The organism is Clostridium puniceum, from assembly GCF_002006345.1.
Taxonomy (GTDB): Bacteria; Bacillota; Clostridia; order Clostridiales; family Clostridiaceae; genus Clostridium; species Clostridium puniceum.
Window position 1 is genome coordinate 1 of the sequence record NZ_LZZM01000022.1, and the last position, 22,845, is coordinate 22,845.

The 22,845-nt window shown below is 28.4% G+C and carries 24 protein-coding genes and 2 pseudogenes; 4 read left to right on the plus strand and 22 right to left on the minus strand.

Annotated features, from left to right (window positions below):
- Positions 1-171: 171 nt before the first annotated feature.
- From CLPUN_RS01675 to CLPUN_RS01705, 7 genes are all read right to left on the minus strand, one after another.
- Entirely contained in the window at positions 172-384 is a 213-nt protein-coding gene (locus CLPUN_RS01675) for a DUF2716 domain-containing protein (protein ID WP_077845646.1), read from the minus strand.
- An 84-nt stretch (positions 385-468) separates the two neighbouring features.
- Positions 469-1,035 (minus strand): cyclase family protein, encoded by a 567-nt coding sequence (locus CLPUN_RS01680; protein WP_077845647.1) that lies wholly within the window; start codon positions 1,033-1,035, stop codon positions 469-471.
- A gap of 11 nt (positions 1,036-1,046) precedes the next feature.
- Positions 1,047-1,502 (minus strand): MarR family transcriptional regulator, encoded by a 456-nt coding sequence (locus CLPUN_RS01685; protein WP_077845648.1) that lies wholly within the window; start codon positions 1,500-1,502, stop codon positions 1,047-1,049.
- 696 nt (positions 1,503-2,198) lie between these two features.
- Positions 2,199-3,560 carry a 23S rRNA (uracil(1939)-C(5))-methyltransferase RlmD gene (gene rlmD / locus CLPUN_RS01690; protein WP_077845649.1) on the minus strand — a complete coding sequence of 454 codons (1,362 nt, stop codon included), beginning with the start codon at positions 3,558-3,560 and terminating at the stop codon, positions 2,199-2,201.
- 259 nt (positions 3,561-3,819) lie between these two features.
- Positions 3,820-4,242 (minus strand): RDD family protein, encoded by a 423-nt coding sequence (locus tag CLPUN_RS01695; RefSeq protein ID WP_077845650.1) that lies wholly within the window; start codon positions 4,240-4,242, stop codon positions 3,820-3,822.
- Between the two features lie 20 nt (positions 4,243-4,262).
- The gene (locus tag CLPUN_RS01700) at positions 4,263-4,958 is read right to left on the minus strand and encodes a hypothetical protein (protein ID WP_077845651.1); all 696 of its coding nucleotides are present in this window, start codon (positions 4,956-4,958) and stop codon (positions 4,263-4,265) included.
- A 389-nt stretch (positions 4,959-5,347) separates the two neighbouring features.
- On the minus strand, positions 5,348-6,082 hold the full coding sequence (locus tag CLPUN_RS01705) for a helix-hairpin-helix domain-containing protein (protein ID WP_077845652.1): 735 nt from the start codon (positions 6,080-6,082) through the stop codon (positions 5,348-5,350).
- A 228-nt stretch (positions 6,083-6,310) separates the two neighbouring features.
- Here CLPUN_RS01705 and CLPUN_RS01710 point away from each other — a divergent pair, with 228 nt between their 5' ends.
- On the plus strand, positions 6,311-7,558 hold the full coding sequence (locus CLPUN_RS01710) for a D-alanyl-D-alanine carboxypeptidase family protein (protein WP_077845653.1): 1,248 nt from the start codon (positions 6,311-6,313) through the stop codon (positions 7,556-7,558).
- A 134-nt stretch (positions 7,559-7,692) separates the two neighbouring features.
- On the opposite strand, the pseudogene CLPUN_RS01715 reads toward CLPUN_RS01710, so the two are convergent.
- Positions 7,693-8,475 (minus strand): annotated as a pseudogene (locus CLPUN_RS01715) (aspartate-semialdehyde dehydrogenase); the annotation flags it as partial.
- On the opposite strand from CLPUN_RS01715, the pseudogene CLPUN_RS01720 reads away from it, so the two are divergent.
- Positions 8,464-8,676: pseudogene (locus tag CLPUN_RS01720) on the plus strand (LysR substrate-binding domain-containing protein); the annotation flags it as partial. The pseudogenes CLPUN_RS01715 and CLPUN_RS01720 sit on opposite strands and share 12 nt — an antisense overlap.
- Before the next feature lie 153 nt (positions 8,677-8,829).
- On the opposite strand, the gene CLPUN_RS01725 reads toward CLPUN_RS01720, so the two are convergent.
- From CLPUN_RS01725 to rplU, 9 genes are all read right to left on the minus strand, one after another.
- Positions 8,830-9,732: an RluA family pseudouridine synthase gene (locus CLPUN_RS01725; RefSeq protein WP_077845654.1), complete on the minus strand. Its 903-nt coding sequence runs from the start codon at positions 9,730-9,732 to the stop codon at positions 8,830-8,832.
- An 87-nt stretch (positions 9,733-9,819) separates the two neighbouring features.
- Positions 9,820-11,115, minus strand: coding sequence for an LCP family protein (locus CLPUN_RS01730; protein ID WP_077845655.1), 1,296 nt, complete (start codon positions 11,113-11,115; stop codon positions 9,820-9,822).
- Between the two features lie 53 nt (positions 11,116-11,168).
- The gene (gene yqeK, locus CLPUN_RS01735) at positions 11,169-11,747 is read right to left on the minus strand and encodes a bis(5'-nucleosyl)-tetraphosphatase (symmetrical) YqeK (RefSeq protein WP_077845656.1); all 579 of its coding nucleotides are present in this window, start codon (positions 11,745-11,747) and stop codon (positions 11,169-11,171) included.
- Between the two features lie 90 nt (positions 11,748-11,837).
- Positions 11,838-12,449, minus strand: a complete 612-nt coding sequence (gene nadD, locus CLPUN_RS01740; RefSeq protein WP_077845657.1) for a nicotinate-nucleotide adenylyltransferase — start codon at positions 12,447-12,449, stop codon at positions 11,838-11,840.
- A 379-nt stretch (positions 12,450-12,828) separates the two neighbouring features.
- Positions 12,829-13,131: a ribosome assembly RNA-binding protein YhbY gene (yhbY, locus tag CLPUN_RS01745; RefSeq protein ID WP_077845658.1), complete on the minus strand. Its 303-nt coding sequence runs from the start codon at positions 13,129-13,131 to the stop codon at positions 12,829-12,831.
- Between the two features lie 12 nt (positions 13,132-13,143).
- A complete protein-coding gene (obgE, locus tag CLPUN_RS01750; RefSeq protein ID WP_077845659.1) occupies positions 13,144-14,442 on the minus strand; it encodes a GTPase ObgE in 1,299 nt (432 codons plus the stop codon).
- 286 nt (positions 14,443-14,728) lie between these two features.
- A complete protein-coding gene (gene rpmA / locus CLPUN_RS01755; RefSeq protein ID WP_077845660.1) occupies positions 14,729-15,028 on the minus strand; it encodes a 50S ribosomal protein L27 in 300 nt (99 codons plus the stop codon).
- A gap of 4 nt (positions 15,029-15,032) precedes the next feature.
- Positions 15,033-15,419: a ribosomal-processing cysteine protease Prp gene (locus tag CLPUN_RS01760; protein WP_077845661.1), complete on the minus strand. Its 387-nt coding sequence runs from the start codon at positions 15,417-15,419 to the stop codon at positions 15,033-15,035.
- Positions 15,420-15,425: 6 nt separating this feature from the next.
- Positions 15,426-15,737 carry a 50S ribosomal protein L21 gene (gene rplU / locus CLPUN_RS01765; RefSeq protein WP_077845662.1) on the minus strand — a complete coding sequence of 104 codons (312 nt, stop codon included), beginning with the start codon at positions 15,735-15,737 and terminating at the stop codon, positions 15,426-15,428.
- 419 nt (positions 15,738-16,156) lie between these two features.
- Between rplU and CLPUN_RS01770 the strand changes: the two genes are divergently transcribed.
- Both CLPUN_RS01770 and CLPUN_RS01775 read left to right on the plus strand, forming a co-directional pair.
- A complete protein-coding gene (locus CLPUN_RS01770) occupies positions 16,157-16,366 on the plus strand; it encodes a helix-turn-helix transcriptional regulator (protein WP_077845739.1) in 210 nt (69 codons plus the stop codon).
- On the plus strand, positions 16,363-16,842 hold the full coding sequence (locus CLPUN_RS01775) for a DUF2178 domain-containing protein (RefSeq protein WP_077845663.1): 480 nt from the start codon (positions 16,363-16,365) through the stop codon (positions 16,840-16,842). Before CLPUN_RS01770 ends, CLPUN_RS01775 begins: the two co-directional genes overlap by 4 nt.
- Positions 16,843-16,923: 81 nt before the next feature.
- On the opposite strand, the gene CLPUN_RS01780 is transcribed toward CLPUN_RS01775, so the two are convergent.
- From CLPUN_RS01780 to thiM, 5 genes are all read right to left on the minus strand, one after another.
- Positions 16,924-18,372, minus strand: a complete 1,449-nt coding sequence (locus CLPUN_RS01780) for an Rne/Rng family ribonuclease (RefSeq protein WP_077845664.1) — start codon at positions 18,370-18,372, stop codon at positions 16,924-16,926.
- A gap of 199 nt (positions 18,373-18,571) precedes the next feature.
- Positions 18,572-19,273: a TIGR03936 family radical SAM-associated protein gene (locus CLPUN_RS01785; protein WP_077845665.1), complete on the minus strand. Its 702-nt coding sequence runs from the start codon at positions 19,271-19,273 to the stop codon at positions 18,572-18,574.
- Entirely contained in the window at positions 19,257-21,113 is a 1,857-nt protein-coding gene (locus tag CLPUN_RS01790; RefSeq protein ID WP_077845666.1) for a TIGR03960 family B12-binding radical SAM protein, read from the minus strand. The genes CLPUN_RS01785 and CLPUN_RS01790 overlap by 17 nt, the downstream gene beginning before the upstream one ends.
- A 204-nt stretch (positions 21,114-21,317) precedes the next feature.
- Positions 21,318-21,971 carry a thiamine phosphate synthase gene (gene thiE / locus CLPUN_RS01795; protein WP_077845667.1) on the minus strand — a complete coding sequence of 218 codons (654 nt, stop codon included), beginning with the start codon at positions 21,969-21,971 and terminating at the stop codon, positions 21,318-21,320.
- An 18-nt stretch (positions 21,972-21,989) separates the two neighbouring features.
- Entirely contained in the window at positions 21,990-22,823 is an 834-nt protein-coding gene (gene thiM, locus CLPUN_RS01800; protein WP_077845740.1) for a hydroxyethylthiazole kinase, read from the minus strand.
- Between the last annotated feature and the right edge of the window lie 22 nt (positions 22,824-22,845).

Below are 22,845 nucleotides of genomic sequence, written 5' to 3' on the forward strand. Positions count from 1 at the left end.
CTACCTGAAACTCATAAAAAGCTATATTTAGAAAGACATTTACAAATAGTAATTTAGTGTATAATTTTCACCTTAATCTTGTCCATTATTCGTAAAATAATAATGGTTTATTAAGCATACCTTTTTTTAAAAAAATAATTTTAAAATTTTTTATTTTTTTGTATAACTGGTCTAGAGAATAAAAAAAGCCTTCTGAAGTAATACTTCTAAATTGTCAATATTATCTTCTTTAACTTGAGAAATATCATAAATGGCACATGGATTATCAATTTTAAATACTACTACATTTTTCTCTATATTTGGCTTAAAATTCAAATTTCTATAAACACATCTCCATACATAATTGTATTCTTCATCATTCAATAATTCATAAATAAAATCCATTTCATTTCCTCGCTAAATTACTATTTGTCTGCTGATTTATAAATAATCTTTACTTCACAGAGGATTGTGAAGTAATATATAAATTTATTCAATCTCTGCTATTACTCTACAAGGCAAACCAGTCATTCCTTCAAAATTAATTGGATAAGTATTCGCTGTGAATTTCATTATAGTTTCTTCATTTAAAACAATACCCAAGTTACAAAGATTCTCAATAATAAATACACCTCTATCAGCACAATATTGGTCTTTTGGTGTATGCTCACGGCCACGTCTTACTCCTGCACAGTCAATACCAATAATTGAAACTCTGCATTCAAGCAACTGGTCAATCAACTTATCTGATAATTGTGGATGTGTTGTAAAATAAGCCTTTGTCCCATACTCTTCCTTTTCAATGAAACCTGTATAAATAGCAATAAACATATCCTCCTTAACCACACCAATATCAATATCTGATACATCAATATCTCTGTCAATTATCTTACTTACATCAAATACAATGCCTTTTCTTTTGGTAAACTCTAATGGAAATTCCTTATTCATTACATCAAAGTGAGTACCCAAATGACCAAAAGAAACCATTTTTTCATTATCCAAAGCATCTTTATTAGATGTCTTAGTAACCTTTACGCTTAAATCAATTAACATATTATCACTCCTTATTTTAATTCACTTATTTGTGCTTCTAAGTATTTATTAAATTCAGTTAAAAATTTACTTACTGTCTTCAAATCTTTAGCATTAATTTGTTCAAAGAACTTTTCGTCTCTTTTTTCCCAAGAAGAATGCCGCTTGAAATGTTCATCAAATAAAGCTTTACCTTTTTCTGTTAACTTATAATAGATTTCTTTTTTATTCTCATCACATTGATATCTTGTAATGTCCTCATTAGCTAATAATTTTTTTAATATTTTACTAATAGCACTTGTCGTCATAGCCAACTTTGATGCTAGTTTTGTAACATTAGGATTTTCTAGTTTACCTATAAGGTCAATACAATGAATTTCTGAGTAGCCATAGCCATGAAGAAATTCTCTAGAAGTCAGTTTTGTTAATATATCTTGCTTCTCATAAAGCTCTGCAAATTGGGAAAGTAACAATTTTGAATTTGACATATGCCCTCCTGTTTTTTCATCCTTGGACATAATAATAACATTTTTTTTGCGTCCTAGTCAATAAAAAAAGCATTAAAATCTATTTCAATATTCTTTATATAGATTCATTCGTATTAATTTACATTGACAACATTTCTTTAAATAGCTCTCTGTATACTTTAACTTCCCATTATTAGCCAATGGGTATATGAACAATGTTAATTTTAGCGTTCCTAAAGATACCATACCTAATAAGCATAATAACTGTGTTATACATTACACCCTCCTATACAATTATTCTACAAATTGTAATATTTCCATTTAAATTTAGTATACTTTTTAACTAAACATAAAAAAATCTACAATCAAATTAGTTTGTAGATTTCAATCATTTTAAATTAACAAGTTACTATTTTATTGAGTGCTTTACATCTTTCATAAGTCGAATTAAGAAAACAAACGTGACTTAATAATATTATGCCAAAGTAATTATAAATCAATAAATAACAAGTGTATTTTTAATTTTTTCACTTCTTATCAGAGCCGTTGATATTCTTCACAGTATCTCTTTTTTATAAATCTACTCGGTTGTGTTCCCACACTCCATATCAATAACCACAGAAACGTTAATATATTTTTTTAGCTGTTTATTGCGGATATTATCCCCCTCATTTGTAAAAACAAAATGGTTGAAGAAGTGCCTAAAATTAAGGATTTCTATATAGTTTTCCGTTGTAGCAACACGCAAGTCTCCACATGAGGCGTCATCGGGAACATATCCTTAACCTTAGTTTGAACCACCTCATATCCTCTATCCACAAGTACCTTAAGATCAGTAACTAATGTTTTAGGATTACAAGAAACATATATTATTTCAAGTGCATTGAATTTAATCACGTAATCTAAAGCTTTAGGATGCACTCCGCTTCTTGGTGGATCTAGAATTATTATGTCTGGTTTATCTTTGACGTTTTTTATTATTTCGGCTACGTCACCAGCTAGGAACTCACAGTTATTTAATCCATTTAATTTAGCATTTTCTTTTGCTGCTTCAACTGCTTCTTCTATAAGTTCTATTCCCACAACTTTTTTTGCATTTCCAGCTACTATTTGACCTATTGTTCCTGTACCACAATATAAATCAAATACGACCTTGTCATTACTATCACCCATAAATTCTTTAACTATTGTATAAAGACTTTCAGCACCTTTTGTATTAGTTTGGAAGAATGAAAATGGTGATATATTAAATTGTAGTCCAAGCAGTGTTTCTCTAATATAATCTTTCCCAAATAATATATTAACCTTTTCAGGTATTACTGCATCAGATAATGAATCATTTTCTGTATGTATTATTGATACTAAATTCCCTTTATAATTTTGGCTTCTTAATAACTTAACATATTCGCTTAAGTCAAAATCTACTTGAGTCGTAGTAACTAAATTTACTAATATTTCTCCTGTATTTTGAGCTTTTCTGATAACTAAATGTCTTAAGTATCCTTCTGCCTTCATTATTCTATAGTACGGTAAATCTTGCTTGTCAAAGTAATCTGCAGTTAATCTAATAATTGTTCTATAATCTTCATCAACAAGGTTGCAGTTGTCTACTGTTAATATTCCAAAAGATTTTCCTCTCATATGCATTCCAATAGAAAGTGGTGCACCTTTAGCCTCATCACCAAAAGTAAACTCCATCTTATTTCTGTATTCCCATTGTTCTGCGCTTCCTTGAATTCCCAAATATTCTCCTGTTGTAACACCAACTTCTTCAAATAAAGCTTTAACTTCTTCACTTAAAAATTCTAGTTGTTTTTCGTAAGGTATACTTTGTGATGAACAGCCTCCACAAACACCAAAATGAGAACATTTTGCTTCAATTTCGTAATCTGCTTTTTCATCTACACTTAGCAATTTAAGATCTGCATGATCTTCCCTTTTCTTTTTCACTCTTCCTGTTATCGTTTGACCTGGAAAAGCATTTTTAACATATATTGTTTTTCCTTCTGAATATCCTATTCCTGTTGACGGAAATTGTGATTTTTCTATTTTAACGCTTAGATCGCTTCCTCTTCTCATTGTTTACTCCTATATTATATTATCTATTAATTTTTTCTCTAGTACTATTATAGCCTGTAATCAATATTATTTACAGGCTATACGTTTATAATATTTTATATAAATTCTAATTAATTTGCTCTATTAAGACCATATACAATAAATTAAGTATATGTAGTTTATTTGCTGAAACATATATATTTTTTACTACACAATAAGAAAGAGAACGATATAAAAATATTTTTATATTCTATCCTCTTCCAAATGAGTTCATTAAAAATTAGTTTATACTTAATATCTTGCTTGCAATAGTAGCTTTCGCCTTACTCTTTTCCATTATTGGAGCATAAAGGCAATTTAAAATGAAATATATGATTCCCGCTGCTAATATTATTGCTCCTGTTCCTTTTACAAACATATATCCAAATAATTTTAATATTTGATCACATAAGATTACTAGTACTGCAGAAGATGCAATTAATAATGCTTGATCAATAATATTGGCTAAAATACCCTTACTGCATGATTTTTCATTTTTTTTCGTATTTTCATTAACTAAGTTATGAATTTCAGTATTTACATTTTCCTCCATAACTTTTTCATTTTTTGCTTTTGTTTCAGTAGTTTCTACATTTGAAGCTCTCACTTCATTTTCTTCTACTTCATTCATAATTTCATTTTCTTTCATATTGTCATTTTCCAACAAAGTTTCCCCCTTATAATCTACTTCATGCTCATTTCTGCATCAGCAAATTTGTACTTTTTCGTAGATAATTTATATATAATACACGTTTTAGTAGCTCTAATTTCTTCTTTCAAGCCATCTATTGTGTTATTTATCTCAACTGTCTCTCCATTTTTTAATTTTTCAATTAATTGTTTATTTATGTCTGAATAATCTCTATTCTCTTTTCCCGTAAATGCTTCTATGTACTTCTTAAAAGATGTTTTTCCTAAATCAAAATTATTATCTTTTATAGCCTTTTCACCATCAAAATTTAAACTTAATTTTAGGCTTATATCACCAGATTCTAAATTTTCTCCATATGTCTTCATTCCAAAATACATACTTTCAATTTTATTTGCTTCTGGTTTTTCATTATCATAGTATATTGAATTATCATTTACAGATACTTTATTTTCTTCTTTTATTTTTTCATCTTTGCTGTATTTTATACCTAATTCTTTTGTTACAGTTTCCATCTTAGCCAATTCTTCTTTAAAAAGCTTTTGTGTTTCTTCTAAGGTATATTTTTCAGCCCACTTACCTTCTAAATTTTCATCCTCGTCACTTGCTTTATCTTCTGTTGCTATTGTCTTTTCAGCTTTCTTTTCTGTAGTGCCATCTGAATTTTGGCATCCTATTAATGAAGTAACTACTATTAAACTCATTATTACACTTATAATTTTCTTAGACAAGAATTTCTCCTCCTTATTTTACCTAAACATTTGTTTATCATGTATTTTTAAGTATAATAATTAAAATATTAATTGCTTAATAATAACTAATAGATGTTTAATTTCAGTTCAATCTTATATAAAACAATTAAATTCCTTGAGCAATTACTCAAGGCAAATCAATAATACAATTTTATCATCTTTGTATTACAATTTTGTGTCAATATTATACTTTTTTTGGTTTTTTATAAATTTATTATTTATTTTACAAATTAAATTAGAACCTTTTCATAACTAATTTTAATTTAATATGCATGTCTATTATATATTCTTTTGTGCTTACGTGCAAACTGTTATGGTTTTTCGTTATCTTTTTTTAATAAAATTTTAATTTATCTAAATTAAAATTTTTAAATTTCAATTTGGTCTTTAATTCTTTCAAACATCTTTTCTCCAATTCCAGTTACATTTTTTATATCTTCTATTGATTTAAAACCTCCATTTTGCTCTCTATATTCAATTATACTCTTAGCCTTCGAATCTCCTATTCCATTTAATGTTTTTAAATCTTCTAAAACTGCACTATTTATATTTACCTTCTTATTAGATACTCCTTGCCCTTGATTTTGACTAGTAGCTATCTGAGAATTTGTATTTTTACCTTCTTTATTTACATCATTTTTATTTGCAATATAAACTAATTCGTGATTTTGCAGCTTTTTTGCTCTATTTATATTACTTAATTCTGCATTTTCAGTAAGACCTCCCGCTACTTCTATAAGCTCCTTTACTATGGCATTTTCATTTAATGTATACACATCTGGTTTTTTTACTTCTCCTTTAATTTCTACAATTATGGTTTTATCTTGTGCTGAAACAGTTGCTGCTTTATTCAGTATGTCACTATTGTCCTTTTTAGTACTACTAATTTTGCTATTACTATTACTATTTTTATTATTACTACTTTTATTTTCATTTATTGCTTCATTATTTTCCGAATCATCTACAAAAATACTTTCTGTATCATTTTTCTTTAATTCTTTAAATCCAGACTTTACATACAAAAATCCAAATGAAATTAATACAATAGATAATATAATTAATATCCCCACTTTTTTCTTATCTTTTAGGAATTCTTGTATCATACTTTTCTCTCCTTACTTGCTTTTTTATAAATCTTATCTTATGTATATCATTTCCACATTATTTGTAGTTTAGACCATTAATTGGAAGCATTCTAAACTTTATATAGCATAATTCTAATTTTTTTGGTAAAATATATTGGAAGTATGACTAAAAATAAATAAAGATTTTAGGCTTTTTTATTTTTAGTTTAAATTTTATATTTCAAAATATATAACATGGAGAATTTTATGAAAAGAATTTTAAAAATATTTAACATAGTATTTTTGTTTTTATTTTGCTTTACATATACTAGTGCACAGGCCGAGCCTGCTCAGCCACAAATTAATGCTGATGCCAGCATCTTAATTGATGCCTCCACAGGGCAAATATTGTATGGAAAAAATGAAGAAAAAGTTTTGGAACCCGCTTCAACTACGAAGGTTATGACTGCACTTATAACTTTAGAAAAATGTAAATTAGATGATTTAGTCACTGTTAAAGAAGATTTTACTAAAATAGATGGAACTGCTATTGGACTTTTAAAAGGTGATGTAGTAACTGTAAAAGATTTGCTACTAGGACTTATTCTAGAGTCTGGGAACGATTGTGCAAATGCTTTAGCTGATCACATTTCAGAAAATACAACTGAATTTGCTAAACTTATGAATACTAAAGCAAAAGAACTTGGTGCTCTGCATACAAACTTTAAAAATCCAAGCGGACTCCCTGATCCTGAACATACAACAACTGCACATGATTTGGTATTATTTTTAAAAGAAGCTATAAACAATGAGGATTATATGGAAATTTCTAAAACTCCTTTCTATACAATAACCTTAAAAAACAATCCTTCAAAGAGCATTGTAATAAATAATAAAAACTATATGATTAATAAAAACTCTAAATATTACTATCCTTTTGCCATCTGTGGCAAAAATGGATATACAACAAAATCAAATCATACTTATGTAGCTTCTGCCGAGAAAGATGGACATGTACTTATAGCTGCTTTTTTAAATGCATTAGACAAGGATCAAAATTTTTATGATATGCAGACTGTTTTTAACTATGGCTTTGATAATTATTCACTGGTACATCTTTATAAAAAAGATACACAAGTTTCAGAATATAAAATAAACGATGAACTTACAGTACCACTTGAAGTAAAAAAAGATATAGATTATGTTGTTCCTAAAGGAAGTGAGCATTCAATTTCTTCAGAACTTAAAGTGGAAAACAAAGATTTGAGTAAAAAATCCTTTAATAGAGATGAAAATATCTTAAAAGGAACAATCTATGTTAATGGTAAAGAATATTTAACGATTGATTTGGTTGCTGGAACTTCTAGACATTATGAATCTCCAATTTCAGCTGTTAAAGCCTTATCTAAAACACCTAACTTTCCAATTTATGCTGGAGCCGCTGGTGTTGCACTTTTAGCTGGAGGATTTGGTTTAAAAAAATTCATTAAAAACAAATTCAAAAAGAATATATGATAAGACTATTATATAAAGAGCACTTATTATAATGTATTTTTCAAAATGCATTATAATAAGTGCTCTTTAAAATTTAAATATTGTATATTTTAAATTTATCACACAGTTCTTACTTAATATATAAAGTTATTATACTATTTTGCTGTTAAATATTCAGCAGATAAAACACCTCCACCTGCTGCCCCTCTTAAGGTATTATGAGAAAGGCATACAAATTTATAATCAAATACTTTATCTTCTCTTAACCTTCCCATAGATATTCCCATTCCATTTTCATAATCTCTATCTAAATTAGTCTGTGGTCTATTATCTTCTTTGAAATATTGTAAAAATTTCTTTGGTGCACTTGGCAAGTTCAAAACTATTTCTGGTGCTTTAAAATTCTCCCATAAATTTATTATTTCTTCTTTTGAAGACTTATTCTTAAAGTTCACATAAACTGCTGCTAAATGTCCATTTGTTACAGGTACTCTTATACATTGAGTTGTAATAATAGGATTTTTAGCATTTACAATTTTACCACGCTCTATTTTTCCCCATATTTTCAATGGTTCATTTTCACTTTTTTCTTCTTCTCCTTCTATAAATGGGATAACATTATCAAGAATCTCTGGACATTCAGAAAAAGTCTTACCAGATCCTGAAATAGCTTGATAAGTACACGCTAATATAGTTTGTGGTTCATATTCCATAAGAGCATTTATAGGTGGTACATAACTTTGAATTGAGCAGTTAGGCTTTACTACTATAAATCCTCTTTTAGTTCCTAATCGTTTCTTTTGACTTTCAATAATTTGTGCATGAACTCCATTTATTTCAGGAATTAAAACTGGCACATCTTCTACATTTCTATTTGCTGAATTATTAGAAATAACAGGTGTTTCATGCTTTGCATAATCTTCTTCCAGCAATTTACTATGAGTGGTCTTGGAATAACGCTACTTCCAAAAGTTGCTGTAGAAGATGAAATAAGCAGCGGAAAACTTATTCCTTTAAATTGGGCTGGTCCTGATTTTCAAATAATATCTCAAGTGCTTTATCATAAGGATAAATGGATTTCTCCTGCACTTAGAGAATTCCTTAAATTATCAAGAAAATTTATGGAATATTTAAAATGAACAATGAATCTCCTTGAAAATAGCACATAATCATAAATAAGGCTAAGGAAATCAAAAAAACTCCCTAGCCTATAAATTATTCTTATTAACTGATTTTAATTTAGCAACTTCAACCCAATTACTTGAACTTTTATATCTTAAATCTTAATTCAGTTATTTTAATTTATTTATCAATTCCTTCATATCCTCTGGAAGTTCTGCTCTAAGTGCAAGTTCTTCCCCCGTTCTTGGAGATTTAAAATTTAAGCCATAAGCATGAAGTGCTTGCCTCTTTATTAACTCTTCTTCCTCTTCTCCATTACCATATAAGGTGTCCCCATATATCGGATGTCCTAAATGATTTAAGTGTACTCTTATTTGATGAGTTCTCCCAGTTTCTAATTTACATTCTACTAAACTTGCTTCATTAAATTCTTCCACAACTTTATAATGAGTTATACTTCTTTGGCCTCTTTCATCTATTATTCTCTTAGTTCCATTTTCAACACCTTCTGGTTTATATATTGGCAAATCAATAGTTCCCTGTTTTTCTTCCATAATTCCATGAACTATTGCTAAATATCTTTTTTCAACCTTATTTTCACTCATTTCTTTTGATAACATTCCATGTGAAAATTGGTTTTTAGCAATTATAATAAGCCCGGAAGTATTCATATCTAATCTTGAAACTAATCTTACAATACAATTTTGCTTGCTTTCCATAAAATAATTTATTACGCCGTTAGCAAGAGTACCGCTTTGATAACTTTTAGTTGGATGAACTACCATAAAAGGTTTCTTATTAACTACTAATATATCCTCATCTTCATAAACTACATCTATATCCATCTTTTCTGGAGCTATATCCTGACTTTCATCTTTTTCTAAATCAATTTTTATAATCTCCCCCAAAGTCAGTACCCTATTCATTTTAACTACTTGACCATTAACAAATATTTTTTTATTGATAGAGGCACTTCTTATTAATCTTGTTGATAGTCCAAGTTCTGTTTTTAGATATTCCCTGATTTTAGTACCTTCTTCTATATTAGTAACATTTTTTTCTAAAATACTCATGTGATTAATCTACTCCTCATATAACTTAATTAAGAACATATAAAACCCCAAAATTTTTTTGGTATACGTTCCAATCTTATCCACAAATTATTCACCAAAACTAGCAAAATCCTTACCTAAAATTATGATCACATCAAAATCTTTATATTCTGTTCTACTATCTTTTTTATCATTATTTTTAATATTTAAATCTTGATTAACAGTTTTTAGTTTATCCTCATCATTAGAAAGGATTATACTTTTTTCAGTAACTTCAGCATTTCCTGTATCAATTTTTGAATATCCAGCATCCTTTAACTGTTTCATTGCTTTAGCTGCTAATCCATTAATTTTAGTTCCATTTAATACTTTAATTTTAATATCATTTTTTGACATATTTACTGGCAAACTTTTAGAAACTGCTGCTGAACTAAGTGATGATATTACATCCTTATTTGCATTTTTATCAAAAACTAAAAATGACTCTCCATTTATAGTTTTAGGTATTCCTGCTGCTATTGCCATTGTCATATTTTCCTTTTTGGAATTCATAAATTTTAATCCGTAGCTTAAAATTTTAGTAGCTGACATATTTGTTTCTATGTTCTCACCTAAAGCTGACATTATCTTAGAAATTCTAAATAATATAAGAGGACTTGTACATTTATCAACAACCTTTGATATGAATTTTTGTTGATTTTCAATTCTGTCTAAATCACCATTTGCAAATCCACTTCCATCATTATTTTTTCTCCATCTAAAAAATTCTTCAGCTTTTTTACCATCTAAAGTTACTGTTTCTCCAGCTTTGAAATTAATATGAAGATTTTGACCTTCATCATCATAAATCATATTTCTTTCAATCTTCATTTCAATTCCACCTAAAGCATCAATGATTTCTCTAAATGCATTATAATCAATTTTAACTATATAATTTATTTTTATATTTAATAAACTTTCAGTTTCTGATTTTATTTTAGGATATCCACCAATTGCATAAGCTGAATTTATTTTAACATTTCTATCATTAACATTTATTAAGGTATCCCTTGGAATCGATACAACTGTAAACTTCTTATTTGAAGGATTATAATTTAACACCATTATTGTATCTGTTCTTTTAATTGATTGATTGTCTACTTGTTTCGGATCTCCAATATCCATTCCAAGCACTAGTATATTTACTGGTTCATTTGAAGATACATCAATACCGGTTATCATTGATTTACTTCCAATCTTCATTAAAGCAGAAACTCCATATATAGTTGAAACTACAATAAATGTCAATACAAATGCAATTGCTCCTAAAATCAATTTTTCAAGTATTGTAGTGGAATTATCGTTTCGCCTAAAAATTCGTGAAAATATTTTGCTCTTCTTTTTTTTCTCTGCTCGTCTCCCCATATATCCACCTCTTGTATTTTGAGACATATCAAATTATATAATCTCAATAAAAATTATCTCTTAAATTTAGAATCAAACAAAAAGTAATTTCTAGCTTTTATAGTATTTTCATCAATAAGTAAATTTTTAGTCAATAAAAATTCTATATTATGAGTTAATCCTGAGTATACTCCTGCATCTAAATTATCAAAAGTAACTTTTCTTATGTCTTCAATTCCATTAAAATTTCTGCTTGGCTCTATCATATCTGCAATATAAATAATCTTTGTTAAAATAGACATATTTTCTTTCCCTGTAGTATGCCATCTTATTGAATCTAATATTTCTTCGTCCTCAATTCCAAGTTTCGCCTTAGCTTCTATAGGTGCAATAATACTATGCCACAAATTAGAATTATTCTCTTCTAATGCTGAAATCTTAATATTGTTTTCTTCCATTATTTCTTTCATTTTATCTTTAGATAAATTTTTAGCCACATCATGTGCAAGTCCTGCAATTTCAGCTTTTTCTTGTGAAATACCATTTATTTTAGCTAACTTTTTAGCTGTTTCTGCAACACCTAATGTATGAATATAACGGTTTTCCATTAGATTTTCTTTAAGATATAAATCAATCTCTTCTATAGATAACAAAATTCTTTCCTCCCTTTTAATCAGTTAACAATCAAGATTTAACAGTTTAACCACGATAATTTTATATTTAAAATTTTATAAGAATATTTTTTATTTATCAATATATAATCCATTCTTATATATAATATCTATAACCATTTGTGGTACAAAGAAATCTATTCTTTGTTTTCTATTTACTCTCTCTCTTATATATGTTGAAGATATTTCAAGTTTCTTTAAATCCAAAACAATAATCTTCCCATTATATTTTTCTTCTATTTCTTGCTTTTTTTCTATCATTTGTTTATTATTTATTCCCTCTCTAGGGAATACTACAAGTGTAGCTAATGAAAAAATCTTTTCAATTCCTTGCCATTGTTCTAAAGTTATTAAACAATCTGCACCTGTTATAAAAAACAACTCCATATCTTCAGTGCTTTTATTTTTAAAATATTCTAAAGTTTCATATGTAAAACTAAGCCCACCTTTTTCTATTTCATAATTTGAAACAGAAAATTCAGCATAAGATTCTATTGCAGTTTTTACCATATCATATCTCAATTTAGACTCTGTCACTTCCTTATTAACCTTAAATGGCTGCTTGCCAGCTGGCATAAATATAACTTCATCTAAATTTAATTGTTCCTTAGCTTCATAGGCTATATATAAATGTGCATAATGAATAGGGTCAAATGTCCCTCCTATTATACCATAACGTTTCATAAGCTTTCCTCCAAAGTAAAATAGTTATTTAAATATTATATCACGAAGTGATATTAAATATTATTTTAAATATCTTAATTTTTGATAAAAGAAATTAAAATTACCTTACTTTATATAATTTCGTCTTAAGAATATTAATTTCCTTCACCATTTTATCTCATATACCCATTTTTTAAATTATTGTAAGTTAAAACTCTTATCTTCCTTATAATTCAAATCCTTCTCTTACATATACATTAACTTTTTATAAATAAAACTTATTTCAAACATAAAAATACCCTGTAAATATACACTTTATTTTTGTGTTTATTCCTACAGGGTAATTTTTAAATTGTCTCATTAACTACAAATTCATTTTAATTTATATAATTTTTAATTTCTATTTAGTAGGTAATTCTATTTTTCTCTTTTTAAGATTCTTTGATTGTTTGTATAAAACTATTTTATTTCCAATTGCTTGAACGCCTTCACATTTAAGTGCCTTACATATCACGTCTGAAGTTTCTCTTGATTCTAAACCACTGTTTTCTAAGACTTTTATTTTAATTAATTCTCTAGCTTCTAAAGCTTGTGAAACTTGTATTAAAAAGTTTTCTTCAACACCATTTTTGCCAATTTGGAATATTGGCGAAAGATTATTAGCTAAGCCTCTTAAATAAGCTCTTTGTTTTCCTGTTATCATTTTATTTTCCTCCTAAAGAACATATTCAAATTCAAAGTCGTTTAATCTTACCATGTCTCCATCTTTAATTCCCATTTCTCTAATTTCATCAAAGATACCTTTGTTTCTAAGAACCTTATGGAAATATCTTAAAGAATCTGCATCATTTACATTAACAGCACTTAATAATCTATCTACAAATGTACCTTCAACAATGTAAACATCATATTCTTCTTCTTCATCTTTATTATGTTCAACCTTAATTTCATAAGTAAATTTCTTTTCTTCTGGTATATACATTTCGTCTTCTGAAATTTCTAATTCTGTAATAGGAATTTCCTTAAGCATTCTTGCTGCTTCCTTCATTACAGCATCAACACCATCATTAGTAGCTGCTGACATTTTAAATACCTTATCAAAGCCCATTTCTTGAACTTTTTTCTTGAAATCTTCAAAAATGCTATCATCATAAAGCATATCAGTTTTGTTAGCTACTACAATTTGCGGTCTATCCCAAAGCTTAACAGAATATTTCTTTAATTCTTCATTGATTTTAACAAAATCTTCAAAAGGCTCTCTACCTTCAACACCTGAAATATCTACTATGTGAATTAAAAGTCTAGTTCTTTCAATATGTCTTAAAAATTGTATTCCCAGACCAACACCTTCAGCTGCACCTTCAATTATTCCTGGAATGTCTGCCATAACAAATGGTTCAATCCCATCTACTGCAACAACACCTAAATTAGGTTTTAAAGTAGTAAAATGATAATTTGCAATCTTTGGTTTTGCCTTTGTTGTCATAGAAAGTAATGTTGATTTTCCTACATTAGGGAATCCTAATAATCCAACATCTGCAAGTAATTTTAATTCTAGTATTAAATTTAATTCATCTCCTGGCATTCCTGGTTCAGCATAATGAGGTGCTTGTTTTGTAGCAGTAGCAAATTTTACATTACCCTTCCCACCTTTTCCACCTTTTAATAATACTAATTCTTGCCCTTTATGTGAAAGGTCTGCAACTATTTTGTTACTTACTGCTTCTCTTATAATTGTTCCCATAGGTACTTTTATAACAAGATTTTGACCATCTTTTCCATAACACTTAGCTCCACTACCGTTACCACCAGCTTCTGCAATAAATCTCTTTTTATATTTAAAATCTAACAAAGTAGTTATACCTGTTTCTACTTGGAAAATAATGCTTCCACCTTTTCCACCATCTCCTCCATCTGGTCCACCTAATGGTACATACTTTTCTCTTCTAAAAGTAATAGCACCATCACCACCATTACCAGATTTAACGAAGATCTTCGCTTTATCTATAAACATATAATCACCTTTCCTTGTGTATTTTTATTTTTAGTATACTTTATAAAGTTACAATATAAACTATTCTTCCCTAAAAAATCTTGCTTTATTATATATACTATTTATTCTATGGTTTAAATTCAATATATAGCGACTTATTAGTTTTTGAATATGCCTTATTTTGCATACATTAGGCACATTCAAAAAATAACAAGCCAGTAAATATCAATTGATCCTTGACTCTTTATTTTCTTCCAATGCCTTAAAAAAGCACTCTTAAACTAAGAGTGCTTTATTTCTAAAGTAATTATTCAGCTATTGCTTCAACGTTTACTGGGTAAACACTTGCTTTCTTCTTATCTCTACCAAGTCTTTCGAATCTAACGATTCCATCGATCTTAGCATATAAAGTGTCATCTTTACCTCTTCCAACATTTTCACCTGGGTGGATCTTAGTTCCTCTTTGTCTATAAAGAATGTTTCCAGCAAGAACAAATTCTCCGTCAGCAGATTTAGCTCCTAATCTTTGTGCAGCTGAATCTCTACCATTCTTAGAACTACCAACTCCCTTTTTGTGAGCGAATAATTGAAGGTTCATGATTAGCATGTGACTACACCTCCTCTTTTATTAATGTTATATATTCTCTACATTTCTTTTTGCCAACAATTTGATCAAATCCTAAAATTACACTTTCCAAGCTCTTTTCAAAAGTTTTTAATAAAACTTGAGCCTGACTTAGTTCTTCTTGATTAAAATCTTGAAGATCTAATTTTAAGTATCCATCATTGATTTCGTAAGTTGAATTAAGTTTTAAAACTTCATCCAGTCCAATGATTACACTTTGAGCTAATACTGAAACAGAATTACAAATTAAATCAAAAGCTTCTCCTACAAGTGCAGGTTCACTTGAAAAATCTCTGTCATCACTCAATGCATGACCACTCATTACAAATCCAACAATATTTTCATTATGTTGTTTGATTTTTACTTTAACCATAATTTATTAAGCTTCGATCTTTTCGATTACTAGCTTAGTGTAAGGTTGTCTGTGTCCATTTTTTCTTCTATAGTCTTTTTTAGACTTATATTTGAAAACTATAACCTTCTTTGCCTTACCTTGTGCTGCAACCTTAGCTACAACTTTAGCTCCTTCAACTACTGGAGTACCAACTTTGATACCATCTTCAGTTCCTACAGCTAAAACTTCGTTTAATTCAACTGTTGAATCAACATCAGCGATAAGTTTTTCAACGTATATTACGTCTCCTTCTTGAACTCTGTATTGCTTCCCACCTGTTGCTAATACTGCGTACATTAAAACACCTCCTCATAACGGTCTCGCCACTTTTGGTACAAAGATTTAACTTTGTTTTACAAAACCTTACGTGCGCGGTTTACAAAAGCCAGTTTATCATATTTTTTGTAGTTTGTAAAGCACCTTCTTCATTTATCAGCAATAAAATTTAATTTTTTGTGTTAATTAAAGTTTGTATATATTATAGTTAGTTTTCCAAATTAGAAAATCTAAATATATAAGTTCTAATTTAAATTGGTAAATATTCGAATTAGATGTTGTTGATTAGATAAAAAGTAATAAATAAGATTAAATAGTAATTTCAATCTATATGTTTATTATTTTAAAATCAATAATGTAAAGCATGCTTGACAGCAAATGTAAAGTATACTATACTAAAAATGTAAAGTGAACTGTACTTATTGAAAGGTCGTGAAAATTTGCAAAATAGAATTCAAGATTTGCGTAAAGTAAAAAAAATAACTCAAAGCGAACTTGCAAATGCTGTTGATGTAACAAGGCAGACAATTATTTCTCTCGAAAACGGAAAATACAATGCCTCATTGATATTAGCACATAAAATTGCACAGTTCTTTAATACAACCATTGAAGAAGTATTTATTTTTAATTTAGAGGAGGAAAATCTATGAAAAATATTTTCTGTACAACTACAGCAAAGACTAATGAAGAATATAAAAATGTTATAAAAAATCGCATGAAAATTATGGTAATATTTATGGTAATTGGTATTATTACAGCATTAGCTGGTCTTTTAGGAGAATTTTATTTTAAAGCACCGCTTAGTGATAAAACCTTAGGTGTATATACTGGTCTTGGTTCAAGCCTTTTCGCAGCTGGTTTAGTTTTATGGATTAAAAATAAATTAATTCTTAATAATGAAGAAAAATTAAGAGAAAGCCGCTTAAATAATACTGATGAAAGAAATCAAGAAATTTCACATAAGGCACTTAGCATAGCTACTTACGTAATGATTATTTCCCTATATATTGTTGGGCTTATTGGTGGCATATTTTATCCAATATTATTTAATGTTCTTTCTTTTATAGTTTGTATATTTTTATTAACTTATGTAATTGCATATAAATACTATAATAAAAAAATGTAATAAATTTAGATATATAATTAAGAAAACTCAAAATTATAAATGGACTTATCCAAATATAATTTTGAGTTTTAATTTCTTTAATTAAATTTTTTCTATAACCGTAACCTTATAATCCTTTAAATTATCTTTTTGCCCTTGGAATATAAGAGGTTCAATTTTATAGCCTTCTATTCCCTCCACATAATTTAAATATATTTCTTTATCTAATCCGTTAATTTGTTTTATAAAATCAAAAATATCTTCTTTAATCCTTTCTTTATAAACACTATCAATCTGTATATGAAAGCAGTTTATTGAATTTTCTTCTCCCATTCTTATTATTTCATTTTTAATGAGTCCTTCAATATATGACAGCTTTAAAATTATTCCCCTGCCTTTGCATAGGCTACAATCTTCCTCCATATACTCATATATGCTCTTGCCTTGTCTTTTCCTTGCAATTTGGACTAAATCCAATTGAGTGAATGGAAAAATCCTCACATTACCTTTATCTAGTTTTAAGCTTTCTTTAAGTGCGTTCATCACAATTTCTTTTTGATTCTTGTCTCTCATATCTATAAAATCTATAACTATAATTCCACTTAAATTTCTAAGTCTTATTTGTTTTCCAATTTCTTTTGCTGCTTCTAAATTAGTCTCTAAAATAGTTTTATTAAAGCTGTTTTCTTTTATATTTTTTCCGCTATTAACATCAATAACATACATTGCTTCTGTTTTATCTATTACTATATAACCTCCACATGGAAGCTTAACTTTATTGTGTCTTAGTTTTAATAATTCCTTTTCCAAACCATAGAAATCAAAAAGGTTTCTATATCCCTCATATTTCTCTAATTTAAAATTCTCTTCACCTTTAATGAAATTTGATATTTTCTCAAGATCCATTTCATTATCCACATAAATTTTTGTTACTTCTTCGTAGTTAGAATTTATTAAAAGCTTAGTTAAACTTAAATCTTCTCCATAAAGCTTCTTTAAACCTAAGGAATGTTTCATCTTTTTATCTATAGTCTTAAATTCCTCATAAAGTTTATTTATTTCATTTTTAAGTACTTCTAAGCTTACGTCAGCAGCTTCTGTTCTTACTGTTATAGCTACCTCCTTTAAAGGATCGATATTTTCTAATATTTCTTTCTTTTTTAACTTATCCTCTATTCTTTTAGAGAATTCAATACCTTCTTCATAGCAATTTAATACAATATATTTTCCTGGAATAGAAACCTTAGCAGATAATTTCGCCCCTTTATCATTAATAGGCTCTTTTATAACTTCCACTAATATTTCTTCACCTTTTTTTATGCCCTTTTCCTTTAGTTCATCACTGTAGTACATGTAACCTTCTTTATCTAAACCTAAATCAACAAATATAGAATTTATTGAAGGAAGAATATTTTTAATCCTTCCCTTATAAATTTCTCCTATTATTGGCTCATTTTTTTGCTCTTCTACAATGCTTTCCATTAATTCATTATTATATTTCACAGCAATTCTTAAAAGCTTTTCTCTTCTCTCAATAAAAATCTCTTTCATATAAACACCTCTTGTTCAGTTAACAATTGCCAATGAGCAGTTAACAGTTTTGGATGAAATCACTTCATAATTTATTAAATTTTATATAACTAATCTTATATTTTTAATTAGCTGTATGAAATCTCCAAAAGAGATTTCTATAATTTAGGAAAATCTATTTGCTTTTCTCCTTTAACTTCCAATTATTCCTTGTCAATTGTTATATACATTTATATAGTGGTACAAGTTTTTGATTTTTATAAAAATACATTTCTTCTCTTTTTATATTAACAAAAGCATCTAAAACTGAATTCGAAGTTTTTTCTTGAATATAGCTTACTAATAAATCTGCACTTAAATGTTCTCTGCTCCCTGTACTTATTAATACATTCAGCACTAAATATTTATCTTTAATCCAAAAGCTAAATTCTTTTACGAAGGTTCTTAAATTAACTTCCTTCTCACCTTTTTTGCTTTTCTTTATAGTATTCCATTCTTTCACTTCTAAAAGCTTATTCATCTCTTCTTCTAAAGCTGAAACATCAGAATATTTAACTTTTATAGTATATCTTGCAGCATCAATTAATGCCATAGCTTGAGGCACTTTCTTTTCACCTTGTGTATAAGGAACTGCTGTTGCATTTATATATTTTATTCCACTTGGTGCAGTTGCATTTAATTTATCCACAATTTCTTGCTCATCCACTTCAGTTGTTAACACCATATCCATATATTCTCCACTTGAATATACTCCAACAGATAAAGGCTGTGCTATTGAAGTATTCATATGAGGATTAAACCCTTGTGAAAATTCTATTGGAAGTCCAGCTCTTCTAATATTTTTTTGAATAGTTTTAAGTACATCCAAATGAGAAATGAATTTAATATTTTCTTCTTTAGTAAATTTAGTTAAGTATCGCACCTTCAAAACACTCCCCATCTTTAAAGTTTACATCAACTCCACACCCTGTACATCCTTCTCTACAGTTTTGTGTTAATTCAGCCTTTTTAGCTTTTTCATTTTCTATTTCTAAATATTTTCTATTTACTCCAATATCAATAAAGTCCCAAGGTAACACTTCGTCATAGCTTCTTTCTCTATATGCATAAAAATCTACAGGTAAATTGCACTCTTCCATAGCTTTCATCCATACATCAAATTTAAAATGTTGATCCCATCCGTCAAATCTAGCACCTTTTTCAAAGGCTTTAATTAAAACATCACATAATCTTCTATCTCCTCTTGCAAAAATAGATTCCATTACAGACGTTTTTTGTTCGTGATAATTATAAACTATACATTTAGATTTAATCGACGATTTAACAGCTTTAATTTTTTCTGTAACATCTTCAAACTTTGCCATTGGTGCCCATTGAAATGGTGTAAATGGCTTAGGTATAAGTATTGATGTACTTACTGTAAGTCTTAACCCCTTATTATTATTTATTTTATTAGGCACTTGCTTATATCTATATACAATTTTTTCAGCTAATTGACCAATGCCTTCGCAATCCTCTAATTCTTCATAAGGAAGACCAACCATAAAGTAAAGCTTTAAAGTCTTCCAGCCTGCTTCAAAAGCACTTGTGGCTGCATCTAAAATTCTCTCTTCAGTAAGACCTTTATTTATTATATCTCTCATTCTTTGAGAACCAGCTTCTGGCGCAAAGGTTAATCCAGTCTTTCTAACCTTTTGAATATCCTTAAGCAAATCAACTGAAAAAGCATCAACTCTAATTGAAGGAAGTGCTATTCCAACTCTATCTTCTTCATGTTCTTCAATTAAATCTGTAATCAAGCCCTTTATATCAGAATAATCACAGGTACTTAATGATGAAAGAGAAATTTCTTCATATCCAGTGCTTTTAACTAATTCTCTAGCTAATTCTAAAAGATCTTCTTTTTTCTTTTCCCTAACTGGTCTATAAAGCATTCCTGCCTGACAGAATCTACATCCATTTGTACATCCTCTAAATAATTCTAAAACAATTCTGTCATGAACAATTTCTGAATAAGGAACAATTATGTCCTTGGGAAAATCAACTTTTGTAAAATTATTAATTATTCTCTTTTTAATAGTACTCGGAACATCATCATACTTTGGTTTAAATTCCTTTATAGTATTATCTTCATTATAAATAACATCATACAATGAAGGCACGTATATTCCTTGAATTTTAGATATTTCTCTTAAAAATTCTTTTTTCTTTCCTTTACCCTTATACTTTTTATAAACATCCAAAACATCATTCATCATTTCTTCGCCTTCACCAATTTCAAAGAAATCTACTATATCATATAAAGGTTCTGGATTATATGCACAAGGCCCACCTGCCATAACTATAGGTTCATCTTCGCCTCTTTCTGATGCCCTTATAGTAATACCAGACATATCCAGCATATTTAAAATATTAGTAAAACTCATTTCATATTGAAGCGTGAACCCTAAAATATCAAATTCCTTCAAGGAATCCTTAGTTTCTAACGTAAATAATGGAATATTATTTTTTCTAAGCTGTTCTTCCATATCTGGCCATGGTGCAAATGCTCTTTCACAATATGTATCTAATCTTTGATTTATAGTATGATAAAGTATTCTGCTTCCTAAATGAGACATTCCTACCTCATAAACATCTGGAAAACAAAATGCAAATCTTATGTTAACTTCACTTAGGTTTTTAACTATTTCATTTAATTCCCCTCCAGTATATCTACTTGGCTTCTCTACCTTAAATAAAATATCATCTGAAATTTTATTCATTAATATATTTCCTCCTTAAACGCACACTTTTGTGCGCCAATCTTTATACTATGTAAATTATTTCACAATTAAATTATCCTAATACAATTAAATAATAACTATTTAATGCATAAGGTATATGAAAGAAAATAGCAAATCACTTAAAATAAAAGAAGTATAAACATATTGCTATACTTCCTGTTTGCTATCCCTATTCTAACACAATTAATCTTCAATGTGAATATTCTTATACATACTCGTAAATATGGTTTTAAATTCCCTTGCAGCTTCAACAATATCCTTTTGAGCAATAATAGCAGAAACTATTGCAAGTCCATCAATACCAGAGCCTTCAAAATCCTTAATTCTTTCTTTATTGATTCCTCCTATTACAACTATAGGCAAAGATATATTTTCTCTTATTTTTTTTAACTCTTCTATTGAAGTTAGATTGGCATCCTTTTTAGTCCCAGTTGCATACATTGCACCAACGCCTAAATAATCAGCTCCATCTTTTTGTCCCTGAAGAGCTTCTTCAAGAGTCCCTGTTGAAATTCCAATAATCTTATCTTCTCCAATGATTTTTCTAACTACTGGAACCGGAAGATCACTTTGACCTACATGAACTCCAGCCGCATCAACTGCAAGAGCAATATCTAATCTATCATTTATTAATAATGGTACATCATATTTATCTGTTATTTTTTTCACCTTTACTGCAGTATTATAAAAATCAAGAGATGAACAATCTTTTTCTCTTAATTGGACTAAAGTACAGCCTCCAATTAGTGCTTGTTCTACAGCTTCTTCTAAAGTTTTAGTACTCATTAAATCTCTATCTGTTACAAGATAGATACTATAATCTATTTTAACCTTCATTAAATTTTCCTCCTCAAATTAGCTGTAAAATTGAACCTTAGCCATATTTTTAATTATCTCAGAATTCAAATTACTTATAGCATCTATAATTGCTATATGAAAACTTCCTGTTCCTATTTCTCCTGCTTTTTCAAAAGCAATTTCCCCAGAAACACCCATAGCAGTAATGCCAGAAACTGCTCCTATAAAATAATCCAATCCCGCACCACAAAATGCTGCTATTAAGGAGGTTGTCATACACCCTGTTCCTGTAACATTTGCAAGCATCTTAGTTCCATTTTCAAGTATAGCTACCCTTTTTCCATCTGAAACAATATCAGTTGCACCAGTAATTGCAACTGTACACTTAAGCTTATCAGCTAAGTTTTTGCATATTTTAATACCTTCATCATTTCCACTTTTAAGATCACTTTCAGATGCATCAACTCCTTTAGTTGAAACTTCTAAACCACTTATAAATTTAATTTCAGACATATTTCCGCGTAAAACATTTATTTTAACTTCTTCTAATATCCTTTTAGTAGTTGCATTTCTAAACTCTGATGCTCCTGCTCCTACTGGATCAAATACAACTGGAAGGTTTAATTCATTTGCCATCTTTCCTGATGCAATCATAGATTCAATTGTTCTTTCATTTAAAGTACCAATATTTATTACAAGAGCAGATGAAATTTTAGTAATATCTGCTGCTTCCTTAATATCATCAGCCATAATTGGTGATGCTCCTAAAGCAAGTAATATATTTGCGCAATCATTAACAGTAACATAATTTGTTATATTATGTACAAGTGGCTTCTTATTCCTAACCTCATTTAGTAAATTGCTTATCTTTATAACTATTTCCTTTTCCATAATTATATCCATTCCTTTCTTT

Coding starts and splice junctions, on each gene's coding strand:
- CLPUN_RS01675 (WP_077845646.1), bottom strand. CDS start 384: ATGGATTTTATTTATGAATTATTGAATGATGAAGAATACAATTATGTA.
- CLPUN_RS01680 (WP_077845647.1), bottom strand. CDS start 1,035: ATGTTAATTGATTTAAGCGTAAAGGTTACTAAGACATCTAATAAAGAT.
- CLPUN_RS01685 (WP_077845648.1), bottom strand. CDS start 1,502: ATGTCAAATTCAAAATTGTTACTTTCCCAATTTGCAGAGCTTTATGAG.
- rlmD (WP_077845649.1), bottom strand. CDS start 3,560: ATGAGAAGAGGAAGCGATCTAAGCGTTAAAATAGAAAAATCACAATTT.
- CLPUN_RS01705 (WP_077845652.1), bottom strand. CDS start 6,082: ATGATACAAGAATTCCTAAAAGATAAGAAAAAAGTGGGGATATTAATT.
- CLPUN_RS01710 (WP_077845653.1), top strand. CDS start 6,311: ATGAAAAGAATTTTAAAAATATTTAACATAGTATTTTTGTTTTTATTT.
- CLPUN_RS01725 (WP_077845654.1), bottom strand. CDS start 9,732: ATGAGTATTTTAGAAAAAAATGTTACTAATATAGAAGAAGGTACTAAA.
- CLPUN_RS01730 (WP_077845655.1), bottom strand. CDS start 11,115: ATGGGGAGACGAGCAGAGAAAAAAAAGAAGAGCAAAATATTTTCACGA.
- nadD (WP_077845657.1), bottom strand. CDS start 12,449: ATGAAACGTTATGGTATAATAGGAGGGACATTTGACCCTATTCATTAT.
- yhbY (WP_077845658.1), bottom strand. CDS start 13,131: ATGATAACAGGAAAACAAAGAGCTTATTTAAGAGGCTTAGCTAATAAT.
- obgE (WP_077845659.1), bottom strand. CDS start 14,442: ATGTTTATAGATAAAGCGAAGATCTTCGTTAAATCTGGTAATGGTGGT.
- rpmA (WP_077845660.1), bottom strand. CDS start 15,028: ATGCTAATCATGAACCTTCAATTATTCGCTCACAAAAAGGGAGTTGGT.
- CLPUN_RS01760 (WP_077845661.1), bottom strand. CDS start 15,419: ATGGTTAAAGTAAAAATCAAACAACATAATGAAAATATTGTTGGATTT.
- rplU (WP_077845662.1), bottom strand. CDS start 15,737: ATGTACGCAGTATTAGCAACAGGTGGGAAGCAATACAGAGTTCAAGAA.
- CLPUN_RS01775 (WP_077845663.1), top strand. CDS start 16,363: ATGAAAAATATTTTCTGTACAACTACAGCAAAGACTAATGAAGAATAT.
- CLPUN_RS01780 (WP_077845664.1), bottom strand. CDS start 18,372: ATGAAAGAGATTTTTATTGAGAGAAGAGAAAAGCTTTTAAGAATTGCT.
- CLPUN_RS01790 (WP_077845666.1), bottom strand. CDS start 21,113: ATGAATAAAATTTCAGATGATATTTTATTTAAGGTAGAGAAGCCAAGT.
- thiE (WP_077845667.1), bottom strand. CDS start 21,971: ATGAAGGTTAAAATAGATTATAGTATCTATCTTGTAACAGATAGAGAT.
- thiM (WP_077845740.1), bottom strand. CDS start 22,823: ATGGAAAAGGAAATAGTTATAAAGATAAGCAATTTACTAAATGAGGTT.